Below are 24,287 nucleotides of genomic sequence, written 5' to 3' on the forward strand. Positions count from 1 at the left end.
TGGCCTCTCGCATGGCTGTATAAGGTATCCCGATTAACCGTCTATCGTTATGACAGTGCGAAAACTTATCGCGGCCGTGTGAATGTTTTGCGCAGGGATGTGGTCACAGCCCTGTTCGATCGTCTTCATGCGGTCTGTTCCAGCCGCTCTTGTCGTCAGGAATCTTCCATGCGTTTTCTTTCTAAATTTTTGTGTCTGAGCTGTTTTTCCCTTTTCAGCCTCGCGAGCCATGCCGAGAACGTGAAAGGTCTTTATCAGGTGCGCGAGCCTGTCACCAGTCAGTCGACCGAGGAGCGTGATCAAGCGACCCAGCGGGCACTGGACACGCTGGTGCTGCGCCTGACCGGCGATCCGAAGGCCGCGCAGAGCCCGGGGTTGGCGGCCTTGCGCAAAGATCCTCAGCAGATCATCAGTCAGTACGGCTTTGATGCCGGGCCGCCGGAAGTGTTGAAAGTCGATTTCGACCCGGCCACCACCGAGCAGGCGCTGCGTCGGGCGGGGTTGTCGTTGTGGGGCGTGAATCGGCCGTCGATCCTTGGCTGGTGGTTGAACGACTCCACCGAAGGTTCGAGCCTGGTGGGTGATGGTCAGGCCAGCGCTGCGCCATTGCGTCGTGCGGCGCAGCATCGTGGTTTGCCGTTGCGCTTGCCGCTGGCGGATTTGAGCGAGCAATTGGTGGCGACCGCGCCGACGCTTGAAGGCACGGATGCGACGCCGCTGCACAATGCCTCGGAGCGTTACAACGCTGACGCCTTGCTCGCGGTGCATGCCAAGGAAGAGGGCGGGCAGTGGCAGGCGAAGTGGAATTTGTGGCTGGGCGACAAGAAGGAAGCAGGCAGCGTGCAAGGCGCCGATCAGGCCGCTGTGGCCGATGCTGTGATGCTAGCGGTCAGCGAGCGACTGGCGCCGCGGTTCGTCGTCAAGGCCGGGGCTTCGGGCGAGCAATTGCTGGAAGTGCAGGGCATGAACCTGGAGCGCTACGCGGCGCTGGGGCGCTTGCTCGACCCATTTGGCGCGCGTCTGCAAAGTGTTGACGGTGATCGCATCCTTTATCGGGTGAACGGCAGCGCCGAGCAACTGCGCTCGCAGTTGTCTCTGGCCAAGTTGCAGGAAGTGCCGGCCGGTGAGGCGCCTGCGCCCGTCGCCCCGGTTCAGCCAGCGGCGCAAGGTTCGGCGCCTGTCGTAGCGCCGGCCGTGGCACCGACGCCGCAGTTGCGATTCCGCTGGTAGGGTTTTCTTTCTTTATATAGATGCATATGGAGTGGTACATGGCCGATACGCGCCGTTGGTTCTGGTTGGGTGGAGTGGTTCTGCTCTGCGCGTTTGTCTGGCTGTTGCATCCGATCCTGACGCCATTTCTGGTGGCGCTGCTGCTGGCCTATCTGTTCGATCCGCTGGTGGATCGGCTGGAGAAGGCCGGGCTTTCAAGGACGTGGGGCGTGGTGGCGGTGTTTGCGCTGTTCACCCTGATTTTCACCACGCTGATGCTGGTGTTGGTGCCGCTGCTGGCCAGGCAGTTGTTTCGTTTATATGAGCTGGCACCGCAGATGCTCGACTGGCTGCAGCACACCGCATTGCCGTGGGCACAATCGAAATTCGGGTTGTCCGAGGGCTTCTGGAAGTTCGACAAGCTCAAGGCCGCGATCAGTGAGCACATGGGTCAGACCAGCGACATTGTCGGTGTGGTGTTGAGTCAGGCCACGGCGTCCGGTCTTGCGTTGATTGGCTGGCTGGCGAATCTGGTGTTGATCCCGGTGGTGAGTTTTTACCTGTTGCGGGACTGGGACCTGATGATGGCGAAGATCCGCAGTCTGCTGCCACGTGATCGCGAAGAACGCGTGGTCGAGCTCGCTGGTGAATGTCATGAAGTGCTCGGTGCGTTTGTGCGTGGTCAATTACTGGTGATGGTGGCGCTGGGCGTGATCTACGCGTCGGGCCTGATGCTGGTCGGGTTGGAATTGGGACTGTTGATCGGCCTGATCGCCGGTTTGGCCGCGATCGTGCCGTACATGGGCTTCGTCATCGGGATAGGCGCGGCGCTGATTGCCGGTCTGTTCCAGTTCGGCGGCGACCTTTATCCAATGTTGGGCATTGTCGCGGTGTTCATGGTCGGGCAGGCACTCGAAGGCATGGTGCTGACACCATTGTTGGTCGGGGACCGGATCGGCCTGCACCCGGTGGCGGTGATTTTCGCCATTCTGGCGGGCGGCGAGCTGTTCGGTTTCACCGGCGTGTTGCTGGCGTTGCCGGTGGCGGCCGTAATCATGGTGCTGGTGCGCCATGTGCATGATTTGTATAAAGATTCTGAGATGTACAGTGGTGAGGATGAACCGCAGTTATAAGGTTCGTTGAAAGGTCGTCTCGGCCAACCCGGATCATTGCCGGGTTGGCCTGCATCCCTCGCATGACTGTCACATGCACCGCCAACAAAACTGTCATAAAACCAGTGCGTTAACGCAAACCTTTGATTTTGCTTGTGGTCTGTCGCATTGTGCGACCAGCGTCACGGGTATAAACTTCGCAAACTTTACACAGAGGCCACTAACGGTTCCTTTGGAACTGTTCAGTCAGCATGAAACCGATTCAGCTGCCCCTAGGTGTGCGTCTGCGTGACGACGCTACCTTTATCAATTACTACCCAGGCGCCAATGCCGCTGCACTCGGCTATGTCGAGCGGCTATGCGAAGCCGACGCCGGATGGACCGAAAGCCTGATTTATCTCTGGGGCAAGGACGGGGTAGGGCGTACGCACTTGTTGCAAGCGGCCTGCCTGCGCTTCGAGCAGTTGGGGGAGCCGGCGGTTTACCTGCCATTGGCCGAACTGCTGGACCGTGGCATCTCGATTCTCGATAACCTCGAACAATACGAACTGGTCTGTCTGGATGATTTGCAGGCGGTTGCCGGTCGGGCGGATTGGGAAGAGGCGCTGTTCCATCTGTTCAATCGCCTGCGCGATAGCGGTCGGCGCCTGCTGATCGCCGCGTCGACCTCGCCGCGTGAACTGCCGGTGAAGCTGGCGGACTTGAAATCGCGCTTGACCCTGGCCCTGATCTTTCAGATGCGGCCGCTCTCCGACGAAGACAAATTACGTGCCTTGCAGTTGCGTGCGTCGCGTCGTGGCCTGCACCTGACCGATGAAGTCGGGCATTTTATTTTGACCCGCGGTACTCGCAGCATGAGTGCGCTGTTCGAGCTGCTTGAACGCCTCGATCAGGCCTCTCTTCAAGCTCAGCGCAAGCTGACCATTCCCTTCCTGAAAGAAACGCTGGGCTGGTAAAACCTAAGCCTGGCAGGGGTTTCGGCATATTTCAGGCGCCAGGAAATGCGCTTTCCTACAGGGTTGCAGGCGGCGCAAGCGTCTAAAGTGGGCTTAAGCGCTTAGATGTTAACGAGAAACCGATAAGTCACATAAAGTTCGATTGAATTTGCAAATGAGGATGATAGCGGGCATAGTCTCGACTTCTTTACAACTATCAGCCACGGTCGTGCCCATGCTAAAGCGCTTCGCACCCCTCGTGCCTCTCGCACTCGTCACCCTGTTGTTCGGTTGCGCTGCTCACTCTCCAGTGTCCCAGCAAGAGCAACAACAGCAGGTTAAAAATTCAGTTACCGCGCAATCCTCTTCCGTTCTTTTCCAGGAAGAGCTGGCCACCGATAAAGAACTGGCTGACTTCGCCGACGGCAAGTCGTACCAGCTTCCGGTTCTGGCCGACAGCATCCTCGAACGTGGCATGTCCCTGATCGGTACCCGTTACCGTTTCGGCGGTACCTCTGAAGCCGGTTTCGATTGCAGCGGCTTCATCGGTTATCTGTTCCGTGAAGAGGCGGGCATGAACCTGCCACGCTCCACTCGCGAAATGATCAACGTGGACGCACCTCTGGTAGCTCGCAGCGCGCTGAAGCCGGGCGACCTGCTGTTCTTCGCCACCAACGGTCGTCGTGGTCGCGTCAGTCACGCCGGGATCTACCTGGGTGACAACCAGTTCATCCACTCCAGCAGCCGCAAAAGCGGTGGTGTCCGGGTCGATAGCCTGGGCGACAGCTACTGGAGCAAAACCTTCATCGAGGCCAAGCGCGCTCTTGCAATGGCCCCGACTGTGGTCACCGCTCGCAAGTAAACCTACAACTTGTAAGGTGAAGTTAAAGTCTTACTTGAACTTTGCCGCATAGCCGCTAGAATCCAGATCTAATATTGATGGCAAACCGCCTGCGTCCAACGCAGGCGGTTTTCTTTTCTGTCTTCCTGGCAGAAAAAGCCGCAGCCAGATCAGGATGTTCTGCTTATGACGATGTCGGCCCGCCTCGCACTCATGTTCTTCGCAGCGCTGCTCAGTGCCTGCGCCAGCCGCACACCGCCTCCTGCGCCGGTGGTTCGCGCGCCCATCGTCTTTGGTTCTTCTCAAGCATTCTCGCCCGAAGCGGAAGAGGTATTGTTCCGTGCGTTGGGGCTCGTGGGCACACCTTACCGCTGGGGCGGCAATACCCCCGATTCGGGGTTCGATTGCAGTGGGCTGATCGGTTACGTCTATCGGGATGCCGCCGGCATTTCCCTGCCGCGCACCACGCGCGAAATGATCAGCATGCAAGCGGCCAACGTGGGCAAGGAAGGTTTGCAAACCGGTGACCTGATTTTCTTCGCCACCAATGGCGGCTCTCAGGTCAGCCATGCCGGGATTTACGTCGGCGAAGGGCGCTTCGTTCATGCCCCAGCCACGGGCGGCACGGTGAAGCTCGACAGTCTGTCCAAGGCTTATTGGCAGAAGGCGTACCTGAGCGCCAAGCGCGTTCTGCAGCCTGAGCACCTGGCGCGTAACCCCTGACACACCGCTGTACCCCTGTAGGAGTGAGCCTGCTCGCGATAGCGGTGAGTCAGCCAACATCAGCGTGACAGATCCAACGCTATCGCGAGCAGGCTCGCTCCTGCGGGGGATTGGGGGTTGCGGTTATTGGGTTGCAGACACGCGCCACACCTTGTTCCCTACATCATCCGCCACCAGCAAGCCTCCCTGCTGATCAATCACCACGCCCACTGGACGGCCCATGGCGTCCTCGTCCTTATTGAGGAATCCCGTCAGCACATCCACCGGTTGCCCGGTCGGTTTGCCACCCGAGAACGGCACGAAAATCACCTTATAGCCACTATGCGGATTGCGATTCCACGAGCCGTGCTGGCCAATGAAGGCGCCTTCCTTGAATTGCGCGGGCAAGGTGTTGCCTTCAGCGAACGTCAGGCCCAGCGAGGCGGTGTGCGGGCCGACCGCGTAGTCCGGTGCAATGGCCTTGGCCACCAGGTCCGGGTTTTGCGGTTCGACGCGAATGTCGACGTGCTGGCCGTAATAGCTGAATGGCCAGCCGTAGAACGCGCCATCCTTGACCGAAGTAATGTAGTCCGGCACCAGGTCGCTGCCGATCTCGTCCCGCTCGTTGACTGCGGTCCACAGCGCGCCGCTGCGAGGCTCCCAAGCCAGGCCGTTGGGGTTGCGAATGCCTGAGGCGAATATCCGGTGATTACCGGTGGCGCGGTCCACTTCCCAGATCGCCGCGCGGCCTTCTTCCTTGTCCAGGCCGTTTTCACCGACGTTGCTGTTTGAGCCCACCGTGACGTACAGCTTGCTGCCGTCCTTGCTGGCGATGACGTTTTTGGTCCAGTGATGATTCAGCGTGCCCCCCGGCAGATCGACCACCTTGATCGGCGGCGACTTGATCGCGGTGTCGCCGCTTTCATAGTGAAAGCGCAACAAGCGGTCGGTGTCGGCCACGTACAGGTCACTGCCGACCAGCGTCATGCCGAATGGTGAATTGAGATTTTCCAGGAACACCGTGCGGGTTTCGGCGATGCCGTCATGGTCCTTGTCTCGCAGCAGCGTGATGCGATTCGGGCTGGGGACGGCGGCGCCGGCGCGGCCCATGGTTTTCTTCATGACCCAGCCACGAATCCCTTTGCCGTCATCGGGTTTGGCTGGCGCGTTGGTTTCGGCCACCAGCACGTCACCGTTGGGCAGCACGTAGAGCCAGCGCGGGTGATCGAGGTCTTCAGCGAAGGCCGCCACTTGGGTGCCGGCGGCAGCGGTGGGTTTCGCGCCGGCCGGCCAGCCGACCGCCGGGGCGATGTTCACCGTCGGGATCAGGGTTTTATTCGGTTCGGGCAACTTGGGTGACGGGCCGGTGCCGTCGGAGACTTGCAGGCTGGAGGTTTCACCACAGGCGGCAAGCCCTCCGGCGAGCACGATGACGAGAACGAGCGGGGGTTTGCGCATGCTGGTCTTCCCTATGAATGCAGTGTCTTAATTCATAGAGAAGTTAAACAGAGCGATGGTTCAACCGGTCAGCCGCGAGCTTCCTTGAGCAGCACCGCAATGCCGGGGTGATAGTTGCCGGCTTCATTGCGCAATTTGCGGTAGGCGTAAGGGAAGTACCAGGCCACGGCGCAGCAGTGTTCCTTTTGCAGGTCGTCGACCATGTCCTGAAGTTCTTCTGGGGTCGCGCTCTGCTGGGCTTTTTGCGGAGCCACGAACAGGCAGCCGAGTTTCAGGTCGCTGGCGTAGCTGATGCGTTTGGCATCGCTGGTGATGTCTTGCAGCGCCTGGGTCAGGTTCAGGCTGTTGACCTTGGGCCAGCGTTGAGTGGCCTGAAAGTAGGCGCGCTCTTCAGCAGTCGCAATAAACAGATCGGCACGGGCATTGCGCTCGCCTTCTTCGTTCTGTTTACGCGTCGTTGTATTTTGCAGAGTGACCATTTCCGCCATCCACGCAGCGGCATTGAGCAGGCCAAGGTTAGCCTTTTCGTCATGCCAGTAAGGCGCTTCGTTATCGCCGCGAACCGAGTTGTAGCGGTCGATACAGTCAAACCAGCGTTCCAGCACCGGTCGCAGGAATTCCAGCTTCGGATTGCTGATAATCATGCCTTGCATGTTGCTCACCCTTGTAATTGTGTTGTTGGGTTTGTGGCTCTTTGATATCACTGCTGACCGTGTGGTGCAAGATTGGCGTCAGTAAATTGAGCGGCGGCAGTATATCGCTCGCCGGGGCTTTGTCTTCATTTGACGCTCCACCCCCAACCCTCTAACCTTCGCGGCTTGTTTCAGGTGCTCTGTGGCAGTGGCCGACAGAGTGAAACAGGGAAGCCGGTGAGTGACTATCGTCAAGCGACGAAGCGTCACGATCCCGGCGCTGCCCCCGCAACGGTAAATGAGTGAAGACTGCGCCTTGAGCCACTGTGTCTGTTGTCGACATGGGAAGGCGCGCAGTCCGGCCAAAGCCGCTCATGAGCCCGGAGACCGGCCTGATTCATCCAGCGGCATCACGGTGGGCGATGCCAGGCTTCTTGCCGTCTATTCTTGTGCCTGCCCGCCGTTATCCAGCCTCAACGGAGAGCTCCCCCATGACCGATACCCCAGATCGTGACGAACGCCATTTGGCGCGCATGCAGCGCAAAAAAGCCGTGATCGACGAACGCATTGCCAATTCCCCGAACGAGTGCGGCTTGCTGCTGGTGCTGACGGGCAACGGCAAAGGCAAAAGCAGTTCGGCGTTCGGCATGCTCGCCCGCTCCATGGGCCACGGCATGCAGTGCGGTGTGGTGCAGTTCATCAAGGGCCGTAACAGCACCGGCGAAGAGCTGTTCTTCCGTCGCTTCCCGGAGCAAGTGCGCTTCCATGTCATGGGCGAGGGCTTCACCTGGGAAACCCAGGACCGCCAGCGTGACATTGCCGCCGCCGAAGCCGCTTGGGCGGTGTCCCGTGAATTGCTCAGCGATCCGTCCATCGGCCTGGTGGTGCTGGATGAACTGAACATTGCGCTCAAACACGGCTACCTCGACCTCGATCAAGTGCTCAGCGATTTGCAGGCACGTCCGCCGATGCAGCACGTGGTGGTGACCGGTCGTGGCGCCAAACCGGAAATGATCGAGCTCGCCGACACCGTCACCGAAATGGGTGTGATCAAGCACGCGTTCCAGGCCGGGATCAAAGCGCAAAAAGGCGTCGAGCTGTGAGTCAACCTCGTCATTGCCCGGCGGTACTGATTGCCGCGCCGGCCTCCGGTCAGGGCAAGACCACCGTCACCGCCGCGCTGGCCCGTTTGCATCGCAATCAGGGGCGCAAGGTGCGCGTATTCAAATGCGGCCCGGACTTTCTCGACCCGATGATTCTCGAACGCGCCAGCGGTGCGCCGGTGTATCAACTGGACATGTGGATGGTCGGCGAGCAGGAAAGTCGTCGACTGTTGTGGGAAGCCGCCGCTGAAGCCGACTTGATCCTCATCGAAGGCGTCATGGGCTTGTTCGACGGCACGCCGTCCAGCGCCGACCTGGCGCGGCACTTTGGTGTGCCGGTGCTCGCGGTGATCGACGGCACCGCCATGGCGCAGACCTTTGGTGCGTTGGCATTGGGCCTGGCGAAGTATCAGCCGGACTTGCCGTTTGCCGGCGTGTTGGCCAATCGCGTCGGCACGTTGCGTCATGCGCAACTGCTTGAAGGCAGCCTCACCGAAGGCTTGCGCTGGTACGGCGCGTTGTCGCGGGAAACCGGGATCGAATTGCCGAGCCGTCATCTGGGCCTGGTTCAGGCCAGTGAGCTGAATGACCTCGATCTGCGCCTGGATGCGGCGGCCGATGCGTTGGCCAACAGTTGCGAGGTGGCGCTACCACCTGCGGTGGAATTTGCCGCCCCGGATGTGATCCCTGCCGAGCCGTTGCTCGCGGGTGTACGAATTGCCGTGGCCCGTGATGAAGCGTTTGCGTTCACCTACGGCGCGAGCCTGGATTTACTGCGAGCCATGGGCGCCGAGTTGCGGTTTTTCTCGCCGATTCGTGACCGCCAATTACCCGAGGCAGACAGCCTGTATCTGCCGGGCGGTTATCCGGAGTTGCACCATGTCGCACTGTCGCAGAACACCCCGATGCTCGACGCGATCCGCGCGCATCATGCGGCCGGTAAACCGCTGTTGGCCGAGTGTGGCGGCATGTTGTATTTGCTCGACTCGCTGACCGATGTCGACGGCACTCGTGCCGAACTGGTGGGCTTGCTGAAGGGCGATGCGGTGATGCAAAAGCGTCTGGCCGCGTTGGCGTTGCAAGCAGTGGAATTGCCGGAAGGTTCGTTGCGTGGCCACACGTATCACCATTCGCTGACCAGTACCGAGCTTGAGCCGATTGCGCGTGGCCTGAGCCCGAATGGCGGGCGCGGGGCGGAGGCGGTTTATCGTGAGGGGCGGATGACGGCTTCTTATGTGCACTTTTATTTTCCGTCCAATCCATCGGCGGTTGCCGCGCTGTTCGTGCCTGATCATCAGGACGCCATCGCGAGCAGGCCCACTCCTGCATTGGATCACCTCAACCCTGTGGGAGCGAGCTTGCTCGCGAAGAGGCCATGACTGACAACGCATTCTCCGAAGCCGAACGCGCCGCGGTCTACCGCGCCATCGGCGAGCGCCGCGACATGCGTCACTTCAGCGGCGGCACGGTCGAGCCCGAGCTGTTGCGACGCCTACTCGAAGCCGCGCACCAGGCGCCTAGCGTCGGCCTGATGCAGCCCTGGCGTTTCATTCGCATCAGCGACCGAGCCCTGCGCGGCAAGATCCAGTCGCTGGTGGAGGAGGAACGCATCCGCACCGCCGAAGCCCTCGGCGAGCGCACCGACGAATTCATGAAGCTCAAGGTCGAGGGCATCAACGACTGCGCCGAGGTGCTGGTCGCCGCGCTGATGGATGATCGCGAGCGTCACATCTTCGGCCGTCGCACCTTGCCGGAGATGGACATGGCCTCGTTGTCCTGCGCGATCCAGAACCTCTGGCTGGCCTCCCGCGCCGAAGGTCTGGGCATGGGCTGGGTGTCGCTGTTCGAGCCGCAAGCGCTGGCGGACCTGCTGGGTTTGCCGGCCGGGGCCAAGCCGTTGGCGGTACTTTGCCTGGGCCCGGTCAAGGAATTCTATCCGGCGCCGATGCTGGTACTCGAAGGCTGGGCGCAAGCGCGTCCACTCAGTGAGTTGCTGTACGAAAATTATTGGGGAGTGAGTCAATGAGTGTGGCGTTATTGAGTGTCGCCGCCGTGGCGCTGGACGCGCTGCTGGGTGAACCCAAACGCTGGCATCCGCTGGTGGCGTTCGGTCGTTTTGCCGAGCGCATCGAGCAACGTTTCAATGGGGAAGGTCGCGGCTGGCGCAGCCATGGCGTCACCGCGTGGGTGATGGCGGTGGTGCCGCTGACCTTGCTCGCCACGGCATTGTCCTGGGCGCCTTATGTCGGTTGGGTTGTCGAGATCCTCGCGCTGTACTGCGCCCTCGGCATGCGCAGCCTCGGCGAACACATCGAGCCGGTGGCCAAGGCGCTGCGCAGTGATGACCTGGACGAGGCGCGCAAGCGTGTCGGTTATCTGGTCAGTCGCCAGACCAGCGAACTGGATAAAACCGAAGTCGCCCGCGCGGCCACCGAGTCGGTGCTGGAGAACGGCAGCGATGCCGTGTTCGCCGCACTGTTCTGGTTTGCCGTGGCCGGCGCGCCCGGCGTGGTGCTCTACCGATTGAGCAACACGTTGGATGCGATGTGGGGCTATCGCAACGAACGCTTCGAACGCTTCGGCTGGGCCGCGGCGAAGATCGACGATGTCCTCAATTACATTCCTGCACGGCTGGTGGCGTTGACTTACGCGCTGTTGGGAAAAACCCGGCTGGCGTTGAAATGCTGGCGGACCCAAGGCCCGACCTGGGACAGCCCGAATGCCGGCCCGGTGATGGCGGCAGGCGCCGGTGCATTAGGCGTCGAGTTGGGCGGGGCGGCGATTTATCACGGCGAGCTGCATCAGCGTCCGCAACTGGGCGAAGGTGTGCCGGCGGATGCCGACTCCATTGATCGCGGCTGGCAATTGGTCCAGCGCGGGGTATGGTTATGGTTGCTGATTCTCTGCGTGGGGGCTGAATTCTATGCTTGAGCACGGTGGCCGGTTGCGCAAGGCGGCGCTCGAATACGGCATTGCAGAAGCCGATTGGCTCGACCTGTCCAGCGGCCTGGCGCCCTGGCCATTTCCGGTCCCGGACATCCCGCTGCGCGCCTGGGCACGCTTGCCGGAAACCGATGACGGCCTGGAGCAGGCGGCCTGCGACTATTACAGCGCGGCACAAGTGCTGCCGGTGGCCGGTTCGCAAATGGCCATCCAGTTGCTGCCGCGTTTGCGCCGTGCCGGCAAGGTCGGCGTGCTGTCGCCGTGTTATGCCGAGCACGCCGAAGCCTGGCGGCGCTGCGGCTATATCGTGCGTGAAGTGCTGGAGCAGGAAGTCGACTTCTTTATCGACAGCCTCGACGTGCTGGTGGTGGTCAACCCGAACAACCCGACCGGCCTGAGCCTGACCCCGAGTCGGCTGCTCGACTGGCACACTCGCCTGGCCTCGCGTGGCGGCTGGCTGGTGGTGGACGAGGCGTTCATGGACAACACGCCGCAGTTGAGTGTGGCGCCGTTTACCCATCTGGTCGGCTTGATTGTGTTGCGTTCGTTCGGCAAGTTTTTTGGTCTGGCCGGCGTACGGCTGGGTTTCGTGCTGGCGGAGCGCAAGCTGCTCAAACTGCTCGCCGAGCAAGTCGGGCCGTGGGCGGTCAGTGGGCCGACCCGAGTGATTGGTCGGACCTGCCTGCTGGACACCGAAGGTCACGTCCGCCAACGTCAGCGCAGTGAAGAGGCCAGCGAACGTCTGGCGCGGCTGCTGGAGCAGTTCGGGTTCAAGCCGCAGGGCGGATGTGCCTTGTTCCAGTGGTTGATCACCGATCAAGCCGAGCAGTTGCATGAGTTCATGGCCCGTCAGGGCATCTTGTTGCGCTTGTTCCCACACAACAGCAGCCTGCGTTTGGGTCTGCCCGCTGACGAAGCGGACTGGACTCGCCTGGCGCAAGCCTTTGAAGCCTATGCCAAGGAAGCCCAATGACCACGTTAATGGTGCAGGGCACCACGTCCGATGCCGGCAAAAGCACGCTGGTGACGGCGCTGTGTCGCTGGGTGGTGCGCCAGGGCGTAAACGTCGTGCCGTTCAAACCGCAGAACATGGCGCTCAACAGCGCGGTGACGGCCGATGGTGGTGAGATCGGTCGTGCGCAAGCCGTGCAGGCCCAGGCCGCCAACCTTGAACCGCACACCGACATGAACCCGGTGCTGCTCAAACCCAACAGCGACACCGGCGCCCAAGTGATCATTCACGGGCGCGCGGTCACGACCATGAACGCGGTTGCCTATCACGACTACAAAACCATCGCCATGCAAGCGGTGCTGGCCTCTCACGAACGCTTGAGCGCGGCCTATCCGGTGGTGATGGTCGAAGGCGCGGGCTCACCCGCCGAGATCAATCTGCGGGCCGGCGATATCGCCAACATGGGCTTTGCCGAAGCGGTGGATTGCCCGGTGGTATTGATCGCCGACATCAATCGCGGCGGGGTGTTCGCGCATCTGGTGGGCACGCTGGAGTTGCTGTCGCCGACGGAGCAGGCACGGATCAAGGGCTTCATCATCAATCGTTTTCGCGGCGATATCGCCTTGCTTCAACCCGGTCTCGACTGGCTCGAAGAGCGCACCGGCAAACCGGTGATCGGTGTCCTGCCGTATGTGATGGATCTGCATCTTGAGGCTGAGGATGGCATCGATCAGCGCCAGACTGACAAGGCCGACCAGGTACTGAAAGTCGTGGTGCCGGTGCTTCCGCGCATCAGCAACCACACCGATTTCGATCCGCTGCGTTTGCATCCGCAAGTCGATCTGCAGTTCATCGGTCCCGGCCAGGCGATCCCGCCGGCCGACCTGATCATCCTGCCCGGCTCGAAGAGCGTACGCAGCGACCTCGCGTATTTGCGGGCCAATGGCTGGGATTCGGCGATCAGTCGTCATCTGCGCTACGGCGGCAAAGTCCTCGGGATTTGCGGTGGTTTGCAAATGCTCGGCGAGCACGTACACGACCCGTTGGGCCTGGAAGGCGCACCGGGCTCAAGCGCTGGTCTGGGGTTGCTGGCGTTTGAAACGCAGCTCGAAGAAGAGAAGCAACTGCGCAATGTGCGCGGTCGTCTGGCATTGGAAGATGCGGCTGTCAGCGGCTACGAAATTCATGCCGGCGTGACCACCGGGCCGGCGTTGGAAAACGCCGCTGTGCAGTTGGACGATGGTCGCTGCGATGGCGCGCAAAGTGTGGATGGGCAGATTTTCGGCACGTACCTGCATGGCTTGTTTGAATCGCCGGCGGCGTGCAGTGCGTTGCTGCGCTGGGCGGGGTTGCAGAATGTACAGGAGGTCGATTACCACGCATTGCGCGAGCGGGATATCGAACGGTTGGCGGATCTGGTGGAGAAGCATCTGGATACCGGGCTGCTGCGTCAACTCTGCGGGATTTGAGGTGGCTTAGAGGCCGCCATCGCGGGCAAGCCCACTCCCACAGGGGCCGTATTTGTGCCCAAGACTGTGAACAGTCCCGATCCTTGTGGGAGCGGGCTTGCCCACGATGAGGCAGTCGCCACGCCGACAATTAAAAGGTAATGAACCATGCTCCAACTGATCCTCGGCGGCGCCCGCTCCGGCAAAAGTCGACTGGCCGAAAAACTCGCCACCGACAGCCAGCTGGCCGTGACCTACATCGCCACCAGCCAACCGCTGGACGGCGAAATGAACGACCGCGTCGCCCATCATCGCGCCCGTCGTCCCGTCGAGTGGGGATTGATCGAAGAACCGATTGAGCTCGCCCGCGTCCTGCGCGCAACCGCCAGTGCCAATCGTTGCCTGCTGGTGGATTGCCTGACGCTGTGGATGACCAATCTGCTGATGCTCGACGATACCGAACGCCTCAACGCTGAACGTGAAGCCCTGCTGGACTGCCTGGCCGCGTTGCCGGGTGAAATCATTTTTGTCAGCAACGAAACCGGAATGGGTGTCGTGCCGCTGGGCGAATTGACTCGCCGCTACGTCGATGAAGCCGGTTGGCTGCATCAAGCCCTGGCCGAGCGCTGCCAACGCGTCGTCCTGACCGTCGCCGGCCTGCCCCTGACTCTGAAAGGAACTGCGTTATGACTCAATCCTGGTGGCTGAACCCGTGCAAGCCGATCGATGCGCAAGCCGTCGAACAGGCGCAGGCGCGTCAACAGCAACTGACCAAACCCGCCGGCTCCCTCGGTCGACTGGAATCGGTGGCGGTGCAATTGGCCGGGTTACAGGGGCAGGTCAAGCCGAGCCTGGACCATCTGTGGATCGCGATTTTTGCCGGTGACCATGGTGTCGTGGCTGAAGGCGTGTCGGCGTTTCCTCAGGAAGTCACCGGGCAGATGTTGCACAACTTCGTCACTGGCGGCGCAGCGATCAGCGTGTTGGCGCGGCAGTTGGGCGCCTCCCTGGAAGTGGTGGATCTGGGCACGGTGACCCCGACCTTGAATCTACCCGGTGTGCGTCACTTGAACGTTGGCCCCGGCACGACGAATTTCGTCAAAGGCCCGGCCATGACGACGGCCCAGGGCGAACTCGCCTTGCAGGCTGGTCGCGACAGTGTGCAGCGTGCCATCGCCGTCGGGGCGCAGTTGTACATCGGTGGCGAAATGGGCATCGGCAACACCACCGCCGCCAGTGCATTGGCCTGTGCCTTGCTCGATTGTCCGGTGGTGCATCTGGCCGGGCCGGGCACCGGTCTGGATGTGTCGGGTGTCAGCCACAAGGCTCGGGTCATCGAGCGCGCGTTGGCGCTGCACGGTGTGCAGCGCGAGGACGCGTTGCAGACGTTGTTCAATCTGGGTGGTTTTGAAATTGCTGCGCTGGTGGGGGCCTATCTGGCGTGTGCGCAAGAAGGCGTGGCGGTGCTGGTCGACGGGTTTATTTGCAGCGTCGCGGCAGTGGTGGCGGTGCGCTTGAATCCTGAATGCCGTGCCTGGCTGCTGTTCGGCCATCGCGGTGCCGAGCCGGGTCATCGTCATGTGCTGGAAACCCTGAACGCGGAACCGTTGCTGGACCTTGGTTTACGACTGGGCGAGGGCAGCGGTGCCGCATTGGCCGTGCCGTTGTTGCGTCTGGCCTGCGACCTTCACGGGCAGATGGCAACCTTCGCCGAAGCGGCGGTTGCGGACCGTCCGGCATGACGTTGCACTTGGACCTGTTGCGTCATGGCGAGACCGAGCTCGGTGGCGGATTGCGTGGCAGTCTCGATGACGCGCTGACCGAAAAAGGCTGGGCGCAGATGCGCGCGGCGGTGATCGAGCAGGGGCCGTGGGATCGATTGGTCAGTTCGCCGTTGCAGCGTTGTGCGCGTTTCGCTGAAGAGCTCGGTGTGCAACTGGGTTTGCCGGTGCAGTTGGACAAAGACCTGCAAGAACTGCACTTCGGTGCCTGGGAAGGGCAGAGCGCAGCGGCGTTGATGGACACCGATGCCGAGGCATTGGGGCTGTTCTGGGCTGATCCCTATTCGTTTACGCCGCCGGGCGGCGAGCGGGTGGCCGACTTTTCCGTTCGGGTACGGGCGGCCATTGAGCGACTGGTTATTGCTTACGCGGGCGAGCGGGTCCTGTTGATCAGCCATGGTGGGGTCATGCGTTTATTGCTGGCTCAAGCGCGGGGGATGCCGCGTGAGCAGTTGCTCAATGTTGAAGTCGGTCATGGGTCGTTGTTTTCATTGCGTGTCGAACCCGGCGTCATTCTCAAGGAAGCGATTTGACCATGCTGCCATTCTGGATCGCCCTGCAATTTCTGAGCAGTCTGCCGATTCGCCTGCCCGGCATGCCGACGCCTCAGGAGCTGGGCCGGTCGCTGCTGTTTTATCCGCTGGTGGGACTGCTGTTCGGCGCGATTCTGTGGGCGCTGAATGGGTTTTTACTGGGAACGCCGTTGTTATTGCATACGGCGTTGTTGCTGACGGTTTGGGTCTTGCTCAGCGGCGGGTTGCACCTGGACGGTCTGGCCGATAGCGCCGACGCGTGGCTCGGTGGTTTTGGTGATCGGGAACGCACGCTGACGATCATGAAAGACCCGCGCAGCGGGCCGATTGCCGTGGTGACGCTGGTGTTGGTGTTGTTGCTGAAATTCGCGGCGTTGTTGGCGTTGATCGAGCAGCAGCACGGTATTGTCCTGATCATCGTTCCGTTGATTGGCCGCAGCGCGATGCTGGGCTTGTTCCTGACCACGCCGTATGTGCGTGCAGGCGGGCTGGGGCAGGCGTTGGCGGATCATCTGCCGCGATTGGCGGGTCAGCAGGTGTTGGCGGTCAGTGCGGTGGCGTGTGTGCTGATTGCGGGGCTCAGCGGTGTTTGGGCGGTGGTGCTGGCGGCAGTGGTTTTTGTGTGGTTGCGCCAGGTGATGGTGCGTCGATTGGGCGGGACGACGGGGGACACGGCCGGGGCATTGCTGGAATTGCTGGAGATGGTGGTGCTGGTAGGATTGGCGTTGATCTGATGGCTTTTGTGCAGGATGTGCTGGCCTCTTCTCAAGCAGGCTCACTCCTACAGTTGATCGCATTCCGCTGTAGGAGCGAGCCTGCTCACGATAGCGGTCTTTCAAGCACTGCCATTTCTATATCTATCCATAACTTGATTTAACACAACCGCGGGTATATACACGCACCATGCTCGACTCCCAATGTTTATGTATCAATCTGCGTCGCGCCGCACGTGGCGTCAGCAGGCATTACGACGGCGCTCTCGACGGCTTCGGGATCAACGTTGCCCAGTATTCTTTGCTGTGCAATTTGCAGCGCCTGGATCAACCGAGTATTTCCACCCTCGCCGAAGCCATGGGCCTGGACCGCAGCACCCTCGGACGCAATTTGCGCGTGCTGGAGGGGGAGGGGCTGGTGAAGCTGGTCGAGGGCGAGGACATGCGCAATCGCATTGTCCGCCTGACCGAGGCCGGTGCCGAGCGCTTGGCAGCGGCCCTGCCGGCCTGGGAAGCGGCTCAACAACGGTTGATTGACCGACTGGGCGCCGAAAAACGCGAAACCTTGTTGCGACTGCTGGACGAACTGGCCTGAAGCCGGTTTTTCCGATCTTAAGCGGGTATATACCCGCTACCGGAGAATAAGAAATGACATCGATGTGGCGTACGTGCGGTTGGGTGTTGGTGGGGAGTGCGCTGATCCTCGCGTTGTCGTTGGGCGTGCGCCACGGCTTCGGACTGTTTCTGGCGCCGATGAGTGCCGAGTTCGGCTGGGGGCGTGAGACCTTTGCGTTTGCCATCGCCTTGCAGAATCTGATCTGGGGCCTGGCGCAGCCCTTCACCGGCGCACTGGCCGATCGCTTCGGCGCGGCGAAAGTGGTGCTGGTCGGTGGTGTGCTGTATGCGCTGGGCCTGGCGTTCATGGGACTGTCAGATTCCGCCGTGACGTTGTCGTTGAGCGCCGGCCTGTTGATCGGCATCGGTCTGTCCGGCACTTCGTTCTCGGTGATCCTCGGAGTGGTCGGCCGTGCGGTGCCACCGGAGAAGCGCAGCATGGGCATGGGCATCGCCAGTGCGGCCGGCTCGTTCGGCCAGTTCGCGATGCTGCCGGGCACGTTGGGCTTGATCGGTTGGCTCGGCTGGTCCGCCGCGTTGCTGGTGCTGGGCCTGTTGGTGGCGTTGATCGTGCCGCTGGTGAGCATGCTCAAGGACAAACCGCTGCCGACGCTCGGTCACGAACAAACCCTCTCCGAAGCGCTGCGCGAAGCCTGCTCCCATTCGGGGTTCTGGCTGTTGGCGTTCGGCTTTTTCGTCTGCGGTTTCCAAGTGGTATTCATCGGCGTGCATTTGCCGGCGTATCTGGTGGATCAACACCTTCCGGCCACGGTCGGCACCACGGTGCTGGCGCTGATCGGGTTGTTCAACATCTTCGGCACGTACACCGCCGGATGGCTTGGCGGACGCATGTCCAAACCGCGTTTGCTCACCGGTTTGTACCTGTTGCGGGCGGTGGTGATCGCGCTGTTCCTGTGGGCCCCGGTCACGACGACCACGGCCTACCTGTTCGGTATGGCCATGGGGTTCTTATGGCTGTCGACCGTACCGCTGACCAACGGCACCGTGGCGACCCTGTTCGGTGTGCGCAACCTGTCCATGCTCGGCGGGATTGTGTTCCTGTTTCATCAGCTCGGTTCGTTTCTTGGCGGCTGGCTGGGCGGGGTGGTGTATGACCGGACCGGGAGCTATGACTTGATCTGGCAAGTGGCAATTCTCTTGAGCCTGTTGGCTGCTGCCCTGAACTGGCCGGTGCGCGAGCGGCCGGTGGCGCGCCTGCAAACACAGATGAGTGCGATATGAACAGTCTTTGGCCGCGAATCGCTGTAGCCGCTGTCTGCGCCTTGCTGCTGGCATTGTCGTGGTGGGGGTGGCATCAGGGCGGTCTGGCGCTGATGCAATTGGGCATGGGTGCTTGCTAGGGAGCGGCGGGGGCGAGTAACTTCGTTTTTGACGACTTCTCAAGGATGCACCGACATGCTGATGCGCTGGATTGCAGTCCCCGCGTTGCTGATGGCAATGACCGGACTGGCTCAGGCTGAGTGCCCTGAACTGTTACAAGGCTCATTGCAAAAACTGCGGGCCAAGGAATCGATCGACCTGTGCCAACGGTTCGAAGGTAAACCGCTGGTAGTGGTCAATACTGCGAGCCACTGCGGTTTCGCCCCGCAGTTCAAAAGCCTTGAGGCGCTCAATCAGCGTTTCAAGGAAGAGGGGCTGGAGGTGATTGGCGTTCCGTCGAACGATTTCAAGCAAGAATCCAAGGACACCGCCGAGACGGCCAAGGTCTGTTACGTGAATTACGGCGTGACCTTCACCATGACCGAACCGCAAGCAGTGCGAGGTGAGGACGCGACGCACCTGTTCAAGGTCCTGGCCGCGCAGAGCAGCGCACCGAAGTGGAATTTCTACAAATACGTGGTCGATCGCAAAGGCCAGGTGATCGCCAGTTTCTCCAGCCTGACCAAACCCGATGATCCCGAGTTCATTGCCTCGGTGCAGAAAGCCCTGGCTTCCCAACCCTGATTCGCGCCCACCAAAAAGCCCCGCCTCTGTATAAGAGAGCGGGGCTTTTTTTGATTCAGCAGGCGAGCGGTTCAGCCTCGCCTTGAATCATCAGAAGCGGTAGGTCGCGCCGACACCGAAACCGTTCGCCCAGTTTTCATACTTGGCGTTGTAGGTTTGGCCACGGTCGTTGACGTTGTTGACCTTGACCGACTCTTCGTGCAGGTACGAATACGCCACGTCGATGGTCAGGTCGTCTGTCGGGCTCCAGCCAGCGCCCAGGCTGAAAATCTTGCGATCGCCAGTCGGGATGCGTGGGGAACGGTCGGCGTTGTTGGTCGGCGCCTGGTCAAAGGACAAACCGGTACGCAGTACCCATTCCTTGTTCAACTGGTAAGACGCGCCGATGGCGTGAGCCCAGGTGTCGTGCCAGTTCTGTTCTTCGGTGATGGTACCGAACTGACCGTTCAGTACGGCCGGAACACCTTTGCTTTCGACGGTGATGTCTTTCAGGCGGCTCCAGCGAGTCCAGGTACTGCCTGCGTAAAGAGTCCACTTGTCGTCGAGCTGGTGAGTGACCGAGAAGTCCACCGATTCAGGCGTGGTCAGGTCCAGCGACGCGTCGTATTTCTGGCTTGGGTTCTGGCCGATCAGGCCCAGCACGTTGTAGTTGACCTTGGTGTCGCCGTCGAGCTTGTACTTCACTTTCGAGTGGTAGGTCAGGCCGACGCGGGTGCTGTCGGTGGCTTGAACCAGTACGCCGATGTTGTAGCCCAGCGCGGTGTCGTCACCCTTGATCTTGACCTTGCCGTCTGGCGCGGCCTGGGTGATCGACAGGTTCGATTCCAGGGTGCCGTCGATGCGGTTGATGGTCGGGCCGAAACCGATGGACACCTTGTCGTTGAAGGCGTAGCTGACAGTCGGTTGCAGGGTGACGATCTTAACTTCGCTCTTGCTGCCGAAGTAACGACCGGCAAAGCCGTTTTCGTAGTCGGTTACCAGACCGAACGGTGCGTACACACCGATACCGAATGCCCAGTGGTCATCGATTGGCTTGACGTAGTAGCCCATCGGCACGCCCATGAAAGGGACCATGTCACCTTTGTTGGTGCCGCCATTCGGGCTGGAGCTGGCGTTGCTGATGTCAGTGTGTGCGTCGATGAATGCAACACCGCCGGTCACTTGTTCGCGCTTGATGCGCGACATACCGGCAGGGTTACCAACAATAGTGGATGCGTCGTCGGCAGAAGAAGATCGCCCGGCAAAACCTGTTCCCATCCCGCTGATGCTTTGTTCGTTAAGGGCAAAGCCACTTGCAAAGAGCTGGGTGGATGCCAGGGTAACGGCGAGGCTAAGGGTGGTTTTGAGCATTACTTTTTTCATTATTAGAACTCCTGGTGATCACCGGGGCGAAAATTACCAACATTTTCGTCCCAGCGCTATAGGCTGTATGGCTTGAGTTAGAGCGGTTTTGTAGGACAATCCGACCAGGTTCGCGGTCGGATGCACGAACTTGTGAAACCGATGGGTCAGCAGGCGACCTGATTCAGCGGTGAAACACAGGTTTGCCAGGCGCAAGTGAAGTCGCGCAGGCGTCCTTGAGGCTGAAAGGTCTGGCGCCAGATTCGGGCCATGCCCAACACATCATCGGCGGCGGGGAGGGGCGTGTTTTGTTCTTCGACCAGCAGCCAGGCAATGGCGGTGGCGTAACGCAGGTTAACGGTCAATTCCAGATGCGGCCCACTGAGAAACGCATGTTGGCTGGCCAGGCCGCGGACGAGACTTGCCCGTTCCGGGTCCAGCGCCAGATAGTGATCCCAAAGTGCCTGGTGGCGGGGTTCGGCGATTCGGTACAGGCCGTGTCCACGGCGGTCATGCAGGGCGGAACCAAGGGCTGACTGACTGGCGGCGATGCCCAGCAGCAAGGATTCGGCAGTTGCGCTATGGCGTCCCAGGTAGATCAAGGTCGGACGAATCACATAACGGCACAGTTCGCTGGCAGCGATACCCATAAAGCCCTCGAAACACGAAGTGGGCGGCGATACCTGAAGGGGGCCTTGGCAGCGGTGGATCGAATCAGGCTCGCCGGAAGCGGATCAAGCCGCTTGAGTTGAAGTGTAGTGTCATATTCGCGCTGTAAAGGACTGTTTTTAAAATATTTCCAGCTTCGAGTTATAACCGTTATATCGCTTTGTGCTTAACGAGTTGCAGCGAAAAGGGAAATATCAGGCAATAAAAAGCCCCGCTTTTTGAGCAGGGCTTTTGGTTTTTCAGTCTTACTGGCGTCTCAGGCAATCAATGCCTGGCGGGTACGCTCGATCACGGCCTGCAGCGGCTCTGCGCTGGAGTATTGATCGGGGTACAGGCGTTCGCTGTGACGAGCGATGCCGTGTTCGTTGACCAGAGTGAAACTGAAGCAGCCTTTGCGAGCCGCCATGATCAGGCAGTTCATTGGAGCAAAAGCGTTGGTTAGGGTGCGAATGGCATCCTGAGTGTGGATTTGAGTAGACATAGTGTTGGTGTTCCTACAAGCGACACGGATAAGAGCCGTGCAAAATTTAAACGTTCCAGTGACGACGACCACCATTGGTCGAACGAAGAACCCGACTGGAACAAAGCAGCCAGTTTGAAGCGCTGATAATTGGCGCGCTTGGGCTGGCAGGTAGGTACTTAGGAGGGCAGGCAACACATCAAGGGCAAAGGTTCTGGGCCCGGGGTGAAGATCCTGATCAATTTGCAGGCTGGTTCGGCCAGAGTAAGTGAGCTTCGCAACACCCTTCGCTTTGTTCGAAGGCTGTGTTGGCGCAAGGTTTACCTGGAAACCATCGAGGTGGTCGATCCTGTTTTGTCGGTGGAGGCTTCTCTTGAGGGAAGGCTGACCGCGAGGATTTGTTCGACCAGAATTGACTTTCAGCTTGGTACTAACGCCGCGGATAGTAACGGATTGAATTTTAGAATGGAAGTGTGTTAGCAAAAAAGATCGATGAGCCTGGCCAGCGCACCCCGCAATCGCTCACATTCCGACCGGTGGTGGCTGTCATTCATCGGCTCGCGAACTGCCTGGATCAAGGGTTTTGCCGATTTATCCCCAGAGGTCATGCAAAAACGCGCCGAAAAAGTGCATCCATATAACCGCCGCCAAGGTACTTGTGCACATAAGTTGCGCAGACTGTAACCCCACTGTCATCCAGGCCCCACCCGCAGTGGGTGCCTGTATTGAAAATTTAAGTCAATGAAAAACATCGCTTTTTTTTACTGGTGAAAAAATCGTCAGTTTGACTGCGAGCCCCATTCCACAGGGCTTTGCGCGAGTTCAAGGGCGGTTGTCCACTGAGTTATCCACAGCTTCTGTGGATTGTCCCGAGCGCTTGCTCTAGCACGGGCGTGCCGGGTTTTTTTAGGCTTTACCTGTAAGAAAAAAAGAGTACAGTTGCGCGCCTTCCGATCTGTCCCACAGTGCTTTATGAAGTTTCGCTCAGTATCAATCTCCGCTACCTCCACACCTTCACGTGTTACCCCACCCAAGCGTTTTTCGATGCGTGTCGCCGAATGGCTGCTGGACAGTCCGCGTCTTGGGGATAACCCCAACATCAAGCACTTCGCCGGGCGCTTGCTCAAGCAGCCTGCCCGTGAAGGCGTGGTGGCTGCGCAAAGCCGCCTCGGGCAATTGATGTGCCGTGAATGCGGCAATGCCCGTGATCGGCGCATTGGTCAGGACCTGCTGCGTCAGGCCGCGCGAGCAGGGGATACGCGGGCCCAGCAGGAACTGGGTCTGATTGAAGACTGAGCTGTCCAAGTCAGGTGGCCTTGGTTAACCTTCAAGCTTTATCTCATCGGCAGGAATCTTTATGGCTATGGACTTGACCAGCCTATTACTCGGTCTGGCAGGCGCGGGCCTGCCATTGCTGGTACTGGCCTGGCAAATTCAACGCCGTGCGAGCGGCTCGCAAGCCGAGGCGGCTCTGCTGGAAGAGCGCCTGGCCATGGCCCAACTGGCGCAGGACGGCCTGAATGCCCAACTCGACGCCTGTCGCGATGAAATCGGTGACCTGAGCCAGGCCAACGCCGCCAAGCAAGCGGACCTCGCTGCCACGCGCCGTGAAGTCGAACTGCTGCAAATCGAGCGCGACGACGCTCGCGATGCCTCTCACGCCTGGAACCTCGAGCGCGCCGGTAAAGAGGCAGAGCTACGTCGCCTGGACACGCTGGCGGCGTCACTTAACGCCGAACTACGCGAGCAACAGGAAAGCCATCAGCAACGCCTCAGTGACCTGCAGGGTTCGCGAGACGAGTTGCGAGCGCAGTTCGCCGAACTGGCGGGCAAGATTTTCGACGAGCGTGAGCAGCGCTTCGCCGAAACCAGTCAACAGCGGTTGGGCCAGTTGCTCGATCCGTTGAAAGAGCGCATTCAGTCCTTCGAAAAACGCGTCGAGGAAAGTTATCAGGCCGAAGCGCGCGAGCGTTTCTCGCTGGCCAAGGAACTGGAACGCCTGCAACAGCTGAACCTGCGCCTGAGCGACGAAGCCACCAACCTCACTCGCGCCTTGAAAGGGCAGAAAACCCAGGGCAATTGGGGCGAACTGATTCTCGAGCGAGTGCTTGAACACGCGGGGCTGGAGAAGGGCCGCGAGTACCAGACCCAGGTCACTCTCAAAGGCCCGGATGGCGAGCGCTTCCAGCCGGATGTGATTATTTACCTGCCGGGCGACAAGCAAGTGGTGGTCGACTCCAAGGTCAGCCTGACGGCCTATCAGCAATACGTGGCGGCCGAAGACGACGCCATCGGCCAGATCGCCATCAAGCAACACGTGCTGTCGCTGCGCAATCACGTCAAAGGCCTGTCCGGCAAGGATTACAAACGGCTCGACGGCTTGCACAGCCTGGATTTCGTCTTGCTCTTCGTGCCAATCGAAGCAGCGTTTTCCGCGGCTTTGCAGGCGGAGCCAACGTTGTTCCAGGAAGCCTTCGACCGCAACATCGTGATCGTCAGCCCCACCACGTTGCTGGCGACTTTGCGTGTGATCGACAGCCTGTGGAAGCAAGAGCGCCAGAGCCAGAACGCCCGGGAAATCGCCGAGCGTGCCGGGTGGCTGTACGACAAGTTTGTGTTGTTCATCCAGGATCTGGACGAAGTCGGCAATCGCTTGCAGCAACTGGACAAAGCCTACAGCTCTGCGCGCAACAAGCTGACAGAAGGCCGGGGGAATCTGGTCAGTCGCAGCGAGCAGCTGAAGTTGCTCGGCGCGCGAGCCAGCAAGAGCTTGCCGGCGGACTTGCTGGAGCGGGCGATGACCGATGTGGATGGCTTGGCCGAGTTACCGGAATAACCGGAAAAGCATCGCGAGCAGGCTCACTTCTACAGGAAC

Annotated in this window: 26 protein-coding genes and 1 riboswitch; of the genes, 21 read left to right on the forward strand and 5 right to left on the reverse strand. The window is 60.4% G+C overall.

The annotated features are described in order from the left end of the window. The first annotated feature begins 168 nt into the window (after positions 1–168). The 5 genes from D882_RS0106200 to D882_RS0106220 all read left to right on the forward strand — a co-directional run bounded on the left by D882_RS0106200 (position 169) and on the right by D882_RS0106220 (position 4,820). The gene (locus D882_RS0106200; protein WP_027922433.1) at positions 169–1,230 is read left to right on the forward strand and encodes a DUF2066 domain-containing protein; all 1,062 of its coding nucleotides are present in this window, start codon (positions 169–171) and stop codon (positions 1,228–1,230) included. A gap of 38 nt (positions 1,231–1,268) precedes the next feature. Continuing rightward, complete coding sequence (locus D882_RS0106205; RefSeq protein ID WP_027922434.1) at positions 1,269–2,342, forward strand: AI-2E family transporter; 1,074 nt, start codon at positions 1,269–1,271, stop codon at positions 2,340–2,342. A 230-nt stretch (positions 2,343–2,572) separates the two neighbouring features. After that, complete coding sequence (gene hda, locus D882_RS0106210) at positions 2,573–3,277, forward strand: DnaA regulatory inactivator Hda (RefSeq protein ID WP_010456804.1); 705 nt, start codon at positions 2,573–2,575, stop codon at positions 3,275–3,277. 214 nt (positions 3,278–3,491) lie between these two features. Further along, entirely contained in the window at positions 3,492–4,118 is a 627-nt protein-coding gene (locus D882_RS0106215; protein WP_027922435.1) for a C40 family peptidase, read from the forward strand. A gap of 165 nt (positions 4,119–4,283) precedes the next feature. Continuing rightward, positions 4,284–4,820, forward strand: coding sequence for a C40 family peptidase (locus D882_RS0106220; protein WP_027922436.1), 537 nt, complete (start codon positions 4,284–4,286; stop codon positions 4,818–4,820). A gap of 123 nt (positions 4,821–4,943) precedes the next feature. Here the strand turns inward: D882_RS0106220 and D882_RS0106225 are convergent, their stop codons facing one another. Together D882_RS0106225 and D882_RS0106230 are read right to left on the reverse strand one after the other, a co-directional pair. After that, entirely contained in the window at positions 4,944–6,257 is a 1,314-nt protein-coding gene (locus D882_RS0106225) for a sorbosone dehydrogenase family protein (RefSeq protein ID WP_027922437.1), read from the reverse strand. A 68-nt stretch (positions 6,258–6,325) separates the two neighbouring features. Continuing rightward, entirely contained in the window at positions 6,326–6,910 is a 585-nt protein-coding gene (locus D882_RS0106230) for a hypothetical protein (RefSeq protein WP_027922438.1), read from the reverse strand. A 155-nt stretch (positions 6,911–7,065) separates the two neighbouring features. Then, positions 7,066–7,300, forward strand: a riboswitch (cobalamin riboswitch). Positions 7,301–7,380: 80 nt separating this feature from the next. Between D882_RS0106230 and cobO the strand changes: the two genes are divergently transcribed. The 14 genes from cobO (at position 7,381) to D882_RS0106305 (ending at position 18,942) form a co-directional block, all read left to right on the forward strand. Next, the gene (cobO, locus tag D882_RS0106240) at positions 7,381–7,992 is read left to right on the forward strand and encodes a cob(I)yrinic acid a,c-diamide adenosyltransferase (RefSeq protein WP_027922439.1); all 612 of its coding nucleotides are present in this window, start codon (positions 7,381–7,383) and stop codon (positions 7,990–7,992) included. Continuing rightward, on the forward strand, positions 7,989–9,371 hold the full coding sequence (locus D882_RS0106245; RefSeq protein ID WP_027922440.1) for a cobyrinate a,c-diamide synthase: 1,383 nt from the start codon (positions 7,989–7,991) through the stop codon (positions 9,369–9,371). The genes cobO and D882_RS0106245 overlap by 4 nt, the downstream gene beginning before the upstream one ends. Beyond that, entirely contained in the window at positions 9,368–10,018 is a 651-nt protein-coding gene (gene bluB, locus D882_RS0106250; RefSeq protein WP_027922441.1) for a 5,6-dimethylbenzimidazole synthase, read from the forward strand. Before D882_RS0106245 ends, bluB begins: the two co-directional genes overlap by 4 nt. Further along, entirely contained in the window at positions 10,015–10,923 is a 909-nt protein-coding gene (gene cbiB, locus D882_RS0106255; protein WP_027922442.1) for an adenosylcobinamide-phosphate synthase CbiB, read from the forward strand. The genes bluB and cbiB overlap by 4 nt, the downstream gene beginning before the upstream one ends. Continuing rightward, positions 10,916–11,908, forward strand: coding sequence for a threonine-phosphate decarboxylase CobD (gene cobD / locus D882_RS0106260; RefSeq protein ID WP_027922443.1), 993 nt, complete (start codon positions 10,916–10,918; stop codon positions 11,906–11,908). Before cbiB ends, cobD begins: the two co-directional genes overlap by 8 nt. Continuing rightward, entirely contained in the window at positions 11,905–13,356 is a 1,452-nt protein-coding gene (locus D882_RS0106265) for a cobyric acid synthase (RefSeq protein WP_027922444.1), read from the forward strand. Before cobD ends, D882_RS0106265 begins: the two co-directional genes overlap by 4 nt. 147 nt (positions 13,357–13,503) lie before the next feature. Further along, entirely contained in the window at positions 13,504–14,025 is a 522-nt protein-coding gene (gene cobU / locus D882_RS0106270; RefSeq protein WP_027922445.1) for a bifunctional adenosylcobinamide kinase/adenosylcobinamide-phosphate guanylyltransferase, read from the forward strand. Beyond that, positions 14,022–15,077, forward strand: coding sequence for a nicotinate-nucleotide--dimethylbenzimidazole phosphoribosyltransferase (gene cobT / locus D882_RS0106275; protein ID WP_027922446.1), 1,056 nt, complete (start codon positions 14,022–14,024; stop codon positions 15,075–15,077). The genes cobU and cobT overlap by 4 nt, the downstream gene beginning before the upstream one ends. After that, on the forward strand, positions 15,074–15,649 hold the full coding sequence (gene cobC, locus D882_RS0106280; protein WP_027922447.1) for an alpha-ribazole phosphatase family protein: 576 nt from the start codon (positions 15,074–15,076) through the stop codon (positions 15,647–15,649). The genes cobT and cobC overlap by 4 nt, the downstream gene beginning before the upstream one ends. Before the next feature lie 2 nt (positions 15,650–15,651). Further along, on the forward strand, positions 15,652–16,383 hold the full coding sequence (locus D882_RS0106285) for an adenosylcobinamide-GDP ribazoletransferase (RefSeq protein ID WP_027922448.1): 732 nt from the start codon (positions 15,652–15,654) through the stop codon (positions 16,381–16,383). A 169-nt stretch (positions 16,384–16,552) separates the two neighbouring features. Continuing rightward, entirely contained in the window at positions 16,553–16,957 is a 405-nt protein-coding gene (locus D882_RS0106290; protein WP_027922449.1) for a MarR family winged helix-turn-helix transcriptional regulator, read from the forward strand. Positions 16,958–17,010: 53 nt separating this feature from the next. Continuing rightward, the gene (locus D882_RS0106295; protein WP_027922450.1) at positions 17,011–18,219 is read left to right on the forward strand and encodes an MFS transporter; all 1,209 of its coding nucleotides are present in this window, start codon (positions 17,011–17,013) and stop codon (positions 18,217–18,219) included. Further along, positions 18,216–18,338: a hypothetical protein gene (locus D882_RS1000000133110; RefSeq protein WP_007977581.1), complete on the forward strand. Its 123-nt coding sequence runs from the start codon at positions 18,216–18,218 to the stop codon at positions 18,336–18,338. The genes D882_RS0106295 and D882_RS1000000133110 overlap by 4 nt, the downstream gene beginning before the upstream one ends. 55 nt (positions 18,339–18,393) lie before the next feature. Then, positions 18,394–18,942 carry a glutathione peroxidase gene (locus tag D882_RS0106305; RefSeq protein WP_027922451.1) on the forward strand — a complete coding sequence of 183 codons (549 nt, stop codon included), beginning with the start codon at positions 18,394–18,396 and terminating at the stop codon, positions 18,940–18,942. Between the two features lie 90 nt (positions 18,943–19,032). Here D882_RS0106305 and D882_RS0106310 read toward each other — a convergent pair whose 3' ends face one another. The 3 genes from D882_RS0106310 to D882_RS0106320 all read right to left on the reverse strand — a co-directional run bounded on the left by D882_RS0106310 (position 19,033) and on the right by D882_RS0106320 (position 21,433). Beyond that, entirely contained in the window at positions 19,033–20,304 is a 1,272-nt protein-coding gene (locus D882_RS0106310) for an OmpP1/FadL family transporter (RefSeq protein ID WP_027922452.1), read from the reverse strand. A 146-nt stretch (positions 20,305–20,450) separates the two neighbouring features. Next, positions 20,451–20,933 carry a hypothetical protein gene (locus D882_RS0106315; RefSeq protein ID WP_027922453.1) on the reverse strand — a complete coding sequence of 161 codons (483 nt, stop codon included), beginning with the start codon at positions 20,931–20,933 and terminating at the stop codon, positions 20,451–20,453. Positions 20,934–21,208: 275 nt separating this feature from the next. After that, positions 21,209–21,433 carry a hypothetical protein gene (locus D882_RS0106320; protein ID WP_019407963.1) on the reverse strand — a complete coding sequence of 75 codons (225 nt, stop codon included), beginning with the start codon at positions 21,431–21,433 and terminating at the stop codon, positions 21,209–21,211. Positions 21,434–22,384: 951 nt separating this feature from the next. On the opposite strand from D882_RS0106320, the gene D882_RS0106325 reads away from it, so the two are divergent. Further along, positions 22,385–22,708, forward strand: coding sequence for a sel1 repeat family protein (locus D882_RS0106325; RefSeq protein WP_081743915.1), 324 nt, complete (start codon positions 22,385–22,387; stop codon positions 22,706–22,708). Positions 22,709–22,883: 175 nt separating this feature from the next. Then, positions 22,884–24,248 (forward strand): DNA recombination protein RmuC, encoded by a 1,365-nt coding sequence (gene rmuC, locus D882_RS0106330; protein ID WP_177327595.1) that lies wholly within the window; start codon positions 22,884–22,886, stop codon positions 24,246–24,248. The last annotated feature ends 39 nt before the right edge of the window (positions 24,249–24,287 follow it).

It is taken from the genome of Pseudomonas sp. URMO17WK12:I12, assembly GCF_000514395.1.
Classification (GTDB): domain Bacteria; phylum Pseudomonadota; class Gammaproteobacteria; order Pseudomonadales; family Pseudomonadaceae; genus Aquipseudomonas; species Aquipseudomonas mucoides.

What these genes read in the sequence shown, in the direction of transcription:
- D882_RS0106200 (WP_027922433.1), top strand. Translation starts at nt 169, where the DNA reads ATGCGTTTTCTTTCTAAATTTTTGTGTCTGAGCTGTTTTTCCCTTTTC.
- D882_RS0106205 (WP_027922434.1), top strand. Translation starts at nt 1,269, where the DNA reads ATGGCCGATACGCGCCGTTGGTTCTGGTTGGGTGGAGTGGTTCTGCTC.
- hda (WP_010456804.1), top strand. Translation starts at nt 2,573, where the DNA reads ATGAAACCGATTCAGCTGCCCCTAGGTGTGCGTCTGCGTGACGACGCT.
- D882_RS0106215 (WP_027922435.1), top strand. Translation starts at nt 3,492, where the DNA reads ATGCTAAAGCGCTTCGCACCCCTCGTGCCTCTCGCACTCGTCACCCTG.
- D882_RS0106220 (WP_027922436.1), top strand. Translation starts at nt 4,284, where the DNA reads ATGACGATGTCGGCCCGCCTCGCACTCATGTTCTTCGCAGCGCTGCTC.
- D882_RS0106225 (WP_027922437.1), bottom strand. Translation starts at nt 6,257, where the DNA reads ATGCGCAAACCCCCGCTCGTTCTCGTCATCGTGCTCGCCGGAGGGCTT.
- D882_RS0106230 (WP_027922438.1), bottom strand. Translation starts at nt 6,910, where the DNA reads ATGCAAGGCATGATTATCAGCAATCCGAAGCTGGAATTCCTGCGACCG.
- cobO (WP_027922439.1), top strand. Translation starts at nt 7,381, where the DNA reads ATGACCGATACCCCAGATCGTGACGAACGCCATTTGGCGCGCATGCAG.
- bluB (WP_027922441.1), top strand. Translation starts at nt 9,368, where the DNA reads ATGACTGACAACGCATTCTCCGAAGCCGAACGCGCCGCGGTCTACCGC.
- cbiB (WP_027922442.1), top strand. Translation starts at nt 10,015, where the DNA reads ATGAGTGTGGCGTTATTGAGTGTCGCCGCCGTGGCGCTGGACGCGCTG.
- cobD (WP_027922443.1), top strand. Translation starts at nt 10,916, where the DNA reads ATGCTTGAGCACGGTGGCCGGTTGCGCAAGGCGGCGCTCGAATACGGC.
- D882_RS0106265 (WP_027922444.1), top strand. Translation starts at nt 11,905, where the DNA reads ATGACCACGTTAATGGTGCAGGGCACCACGTCCGATGCCGGCAAAAGC.
- cobU (WP_027922445.1), top strand. Translation starts at nt 13,504, where the DNA reads ATGCTCCAACTGATCCTCGGCGGCGCCCGCTCCGGCAAAAGTCGACTG.
- cobT (WP_027922446.1), top strand. Translation starts at nt 14,022, where the DNA reads ATGACTCAATCCTGGTGGCTGAACCCGTGCAAGCCGATCGATGCGCAA.
- cobC (WP_027922447.1), top strand. Translation starts at nt 15,074, where the DNA reads ATGACGTTGCACTTGGACCTGTTGCGTCATGGCGAGACCGAGCTCGGT.
- D882_RS0106285 (WP_027922448.1), top strand. Translation starts at nt 15,652, where the DNA reads ATGCTGCCATTCTGGATCGCCCTGCAATTTCTGAGCAGTCTGCCGATT.
- D882_RS0106290 (WP_027922449.1), top strand. Translation starts at nt 16,553, where the DNA reads ATGCTCGACTCCCAATGTTTATGTATCAATCTGCGTCGCGCCGCACGT.
- D882_RS0106295 (WP_027922450.1), top strand. Translation starts at nt 17,011, where the DNA reads ATGACATCGATGTGGCGTACGTGCGGTTGGGTGTTGGTGGGGAGTGCG.
- D882_RS1000000133110 (WP_007977581.1), top strand. Translation starts at nt 18,216, where the DNA reads ATGAACAGTCTTTGGCCGCGAATCGCTGTAGCCGCTGTCTGCGCCTTG.
- D882_RS0106305 (WP_027922451.1), top strand. Translation starts at nt 18,394, where the DNA reads ATGCTGATGCGCTGGATTGCAGTCCCCGCGTTGCTGATGGCAATGACC.
- D882_RS0106310 (WP_027922452.1), bottom strand. Translation starts at nt 20,304, where the DNA reads ATGAAAAAAGTAATGCTCAAAACCACCCTTAGCCTCGCCGTTACCCTG.
- D882_RS0106315 (WP_027922453.1), bottom strand. Translation starts at nt 20,933, where the DNA reads ATGGGTATCGCTGCCAGCGAACTGTGCCGTTATGTGATTCGTCCGACC.
- D882_RS0106320 (WP_019407963.1), bottom strand. Translation starts at nt 21,433, where the DNA reads ATGTCTACTCAAATCCACACTCAGGATGCCATTCGCACCCTAACCAAC.
- D882_RS0106325 (WP_081743915.1), top strand. Translation starts at nt 22,385, where the DNA reads ATGAAGTTTCGCTCAGTATCAATCTCCGCTACCTCCACACCTTCACGT.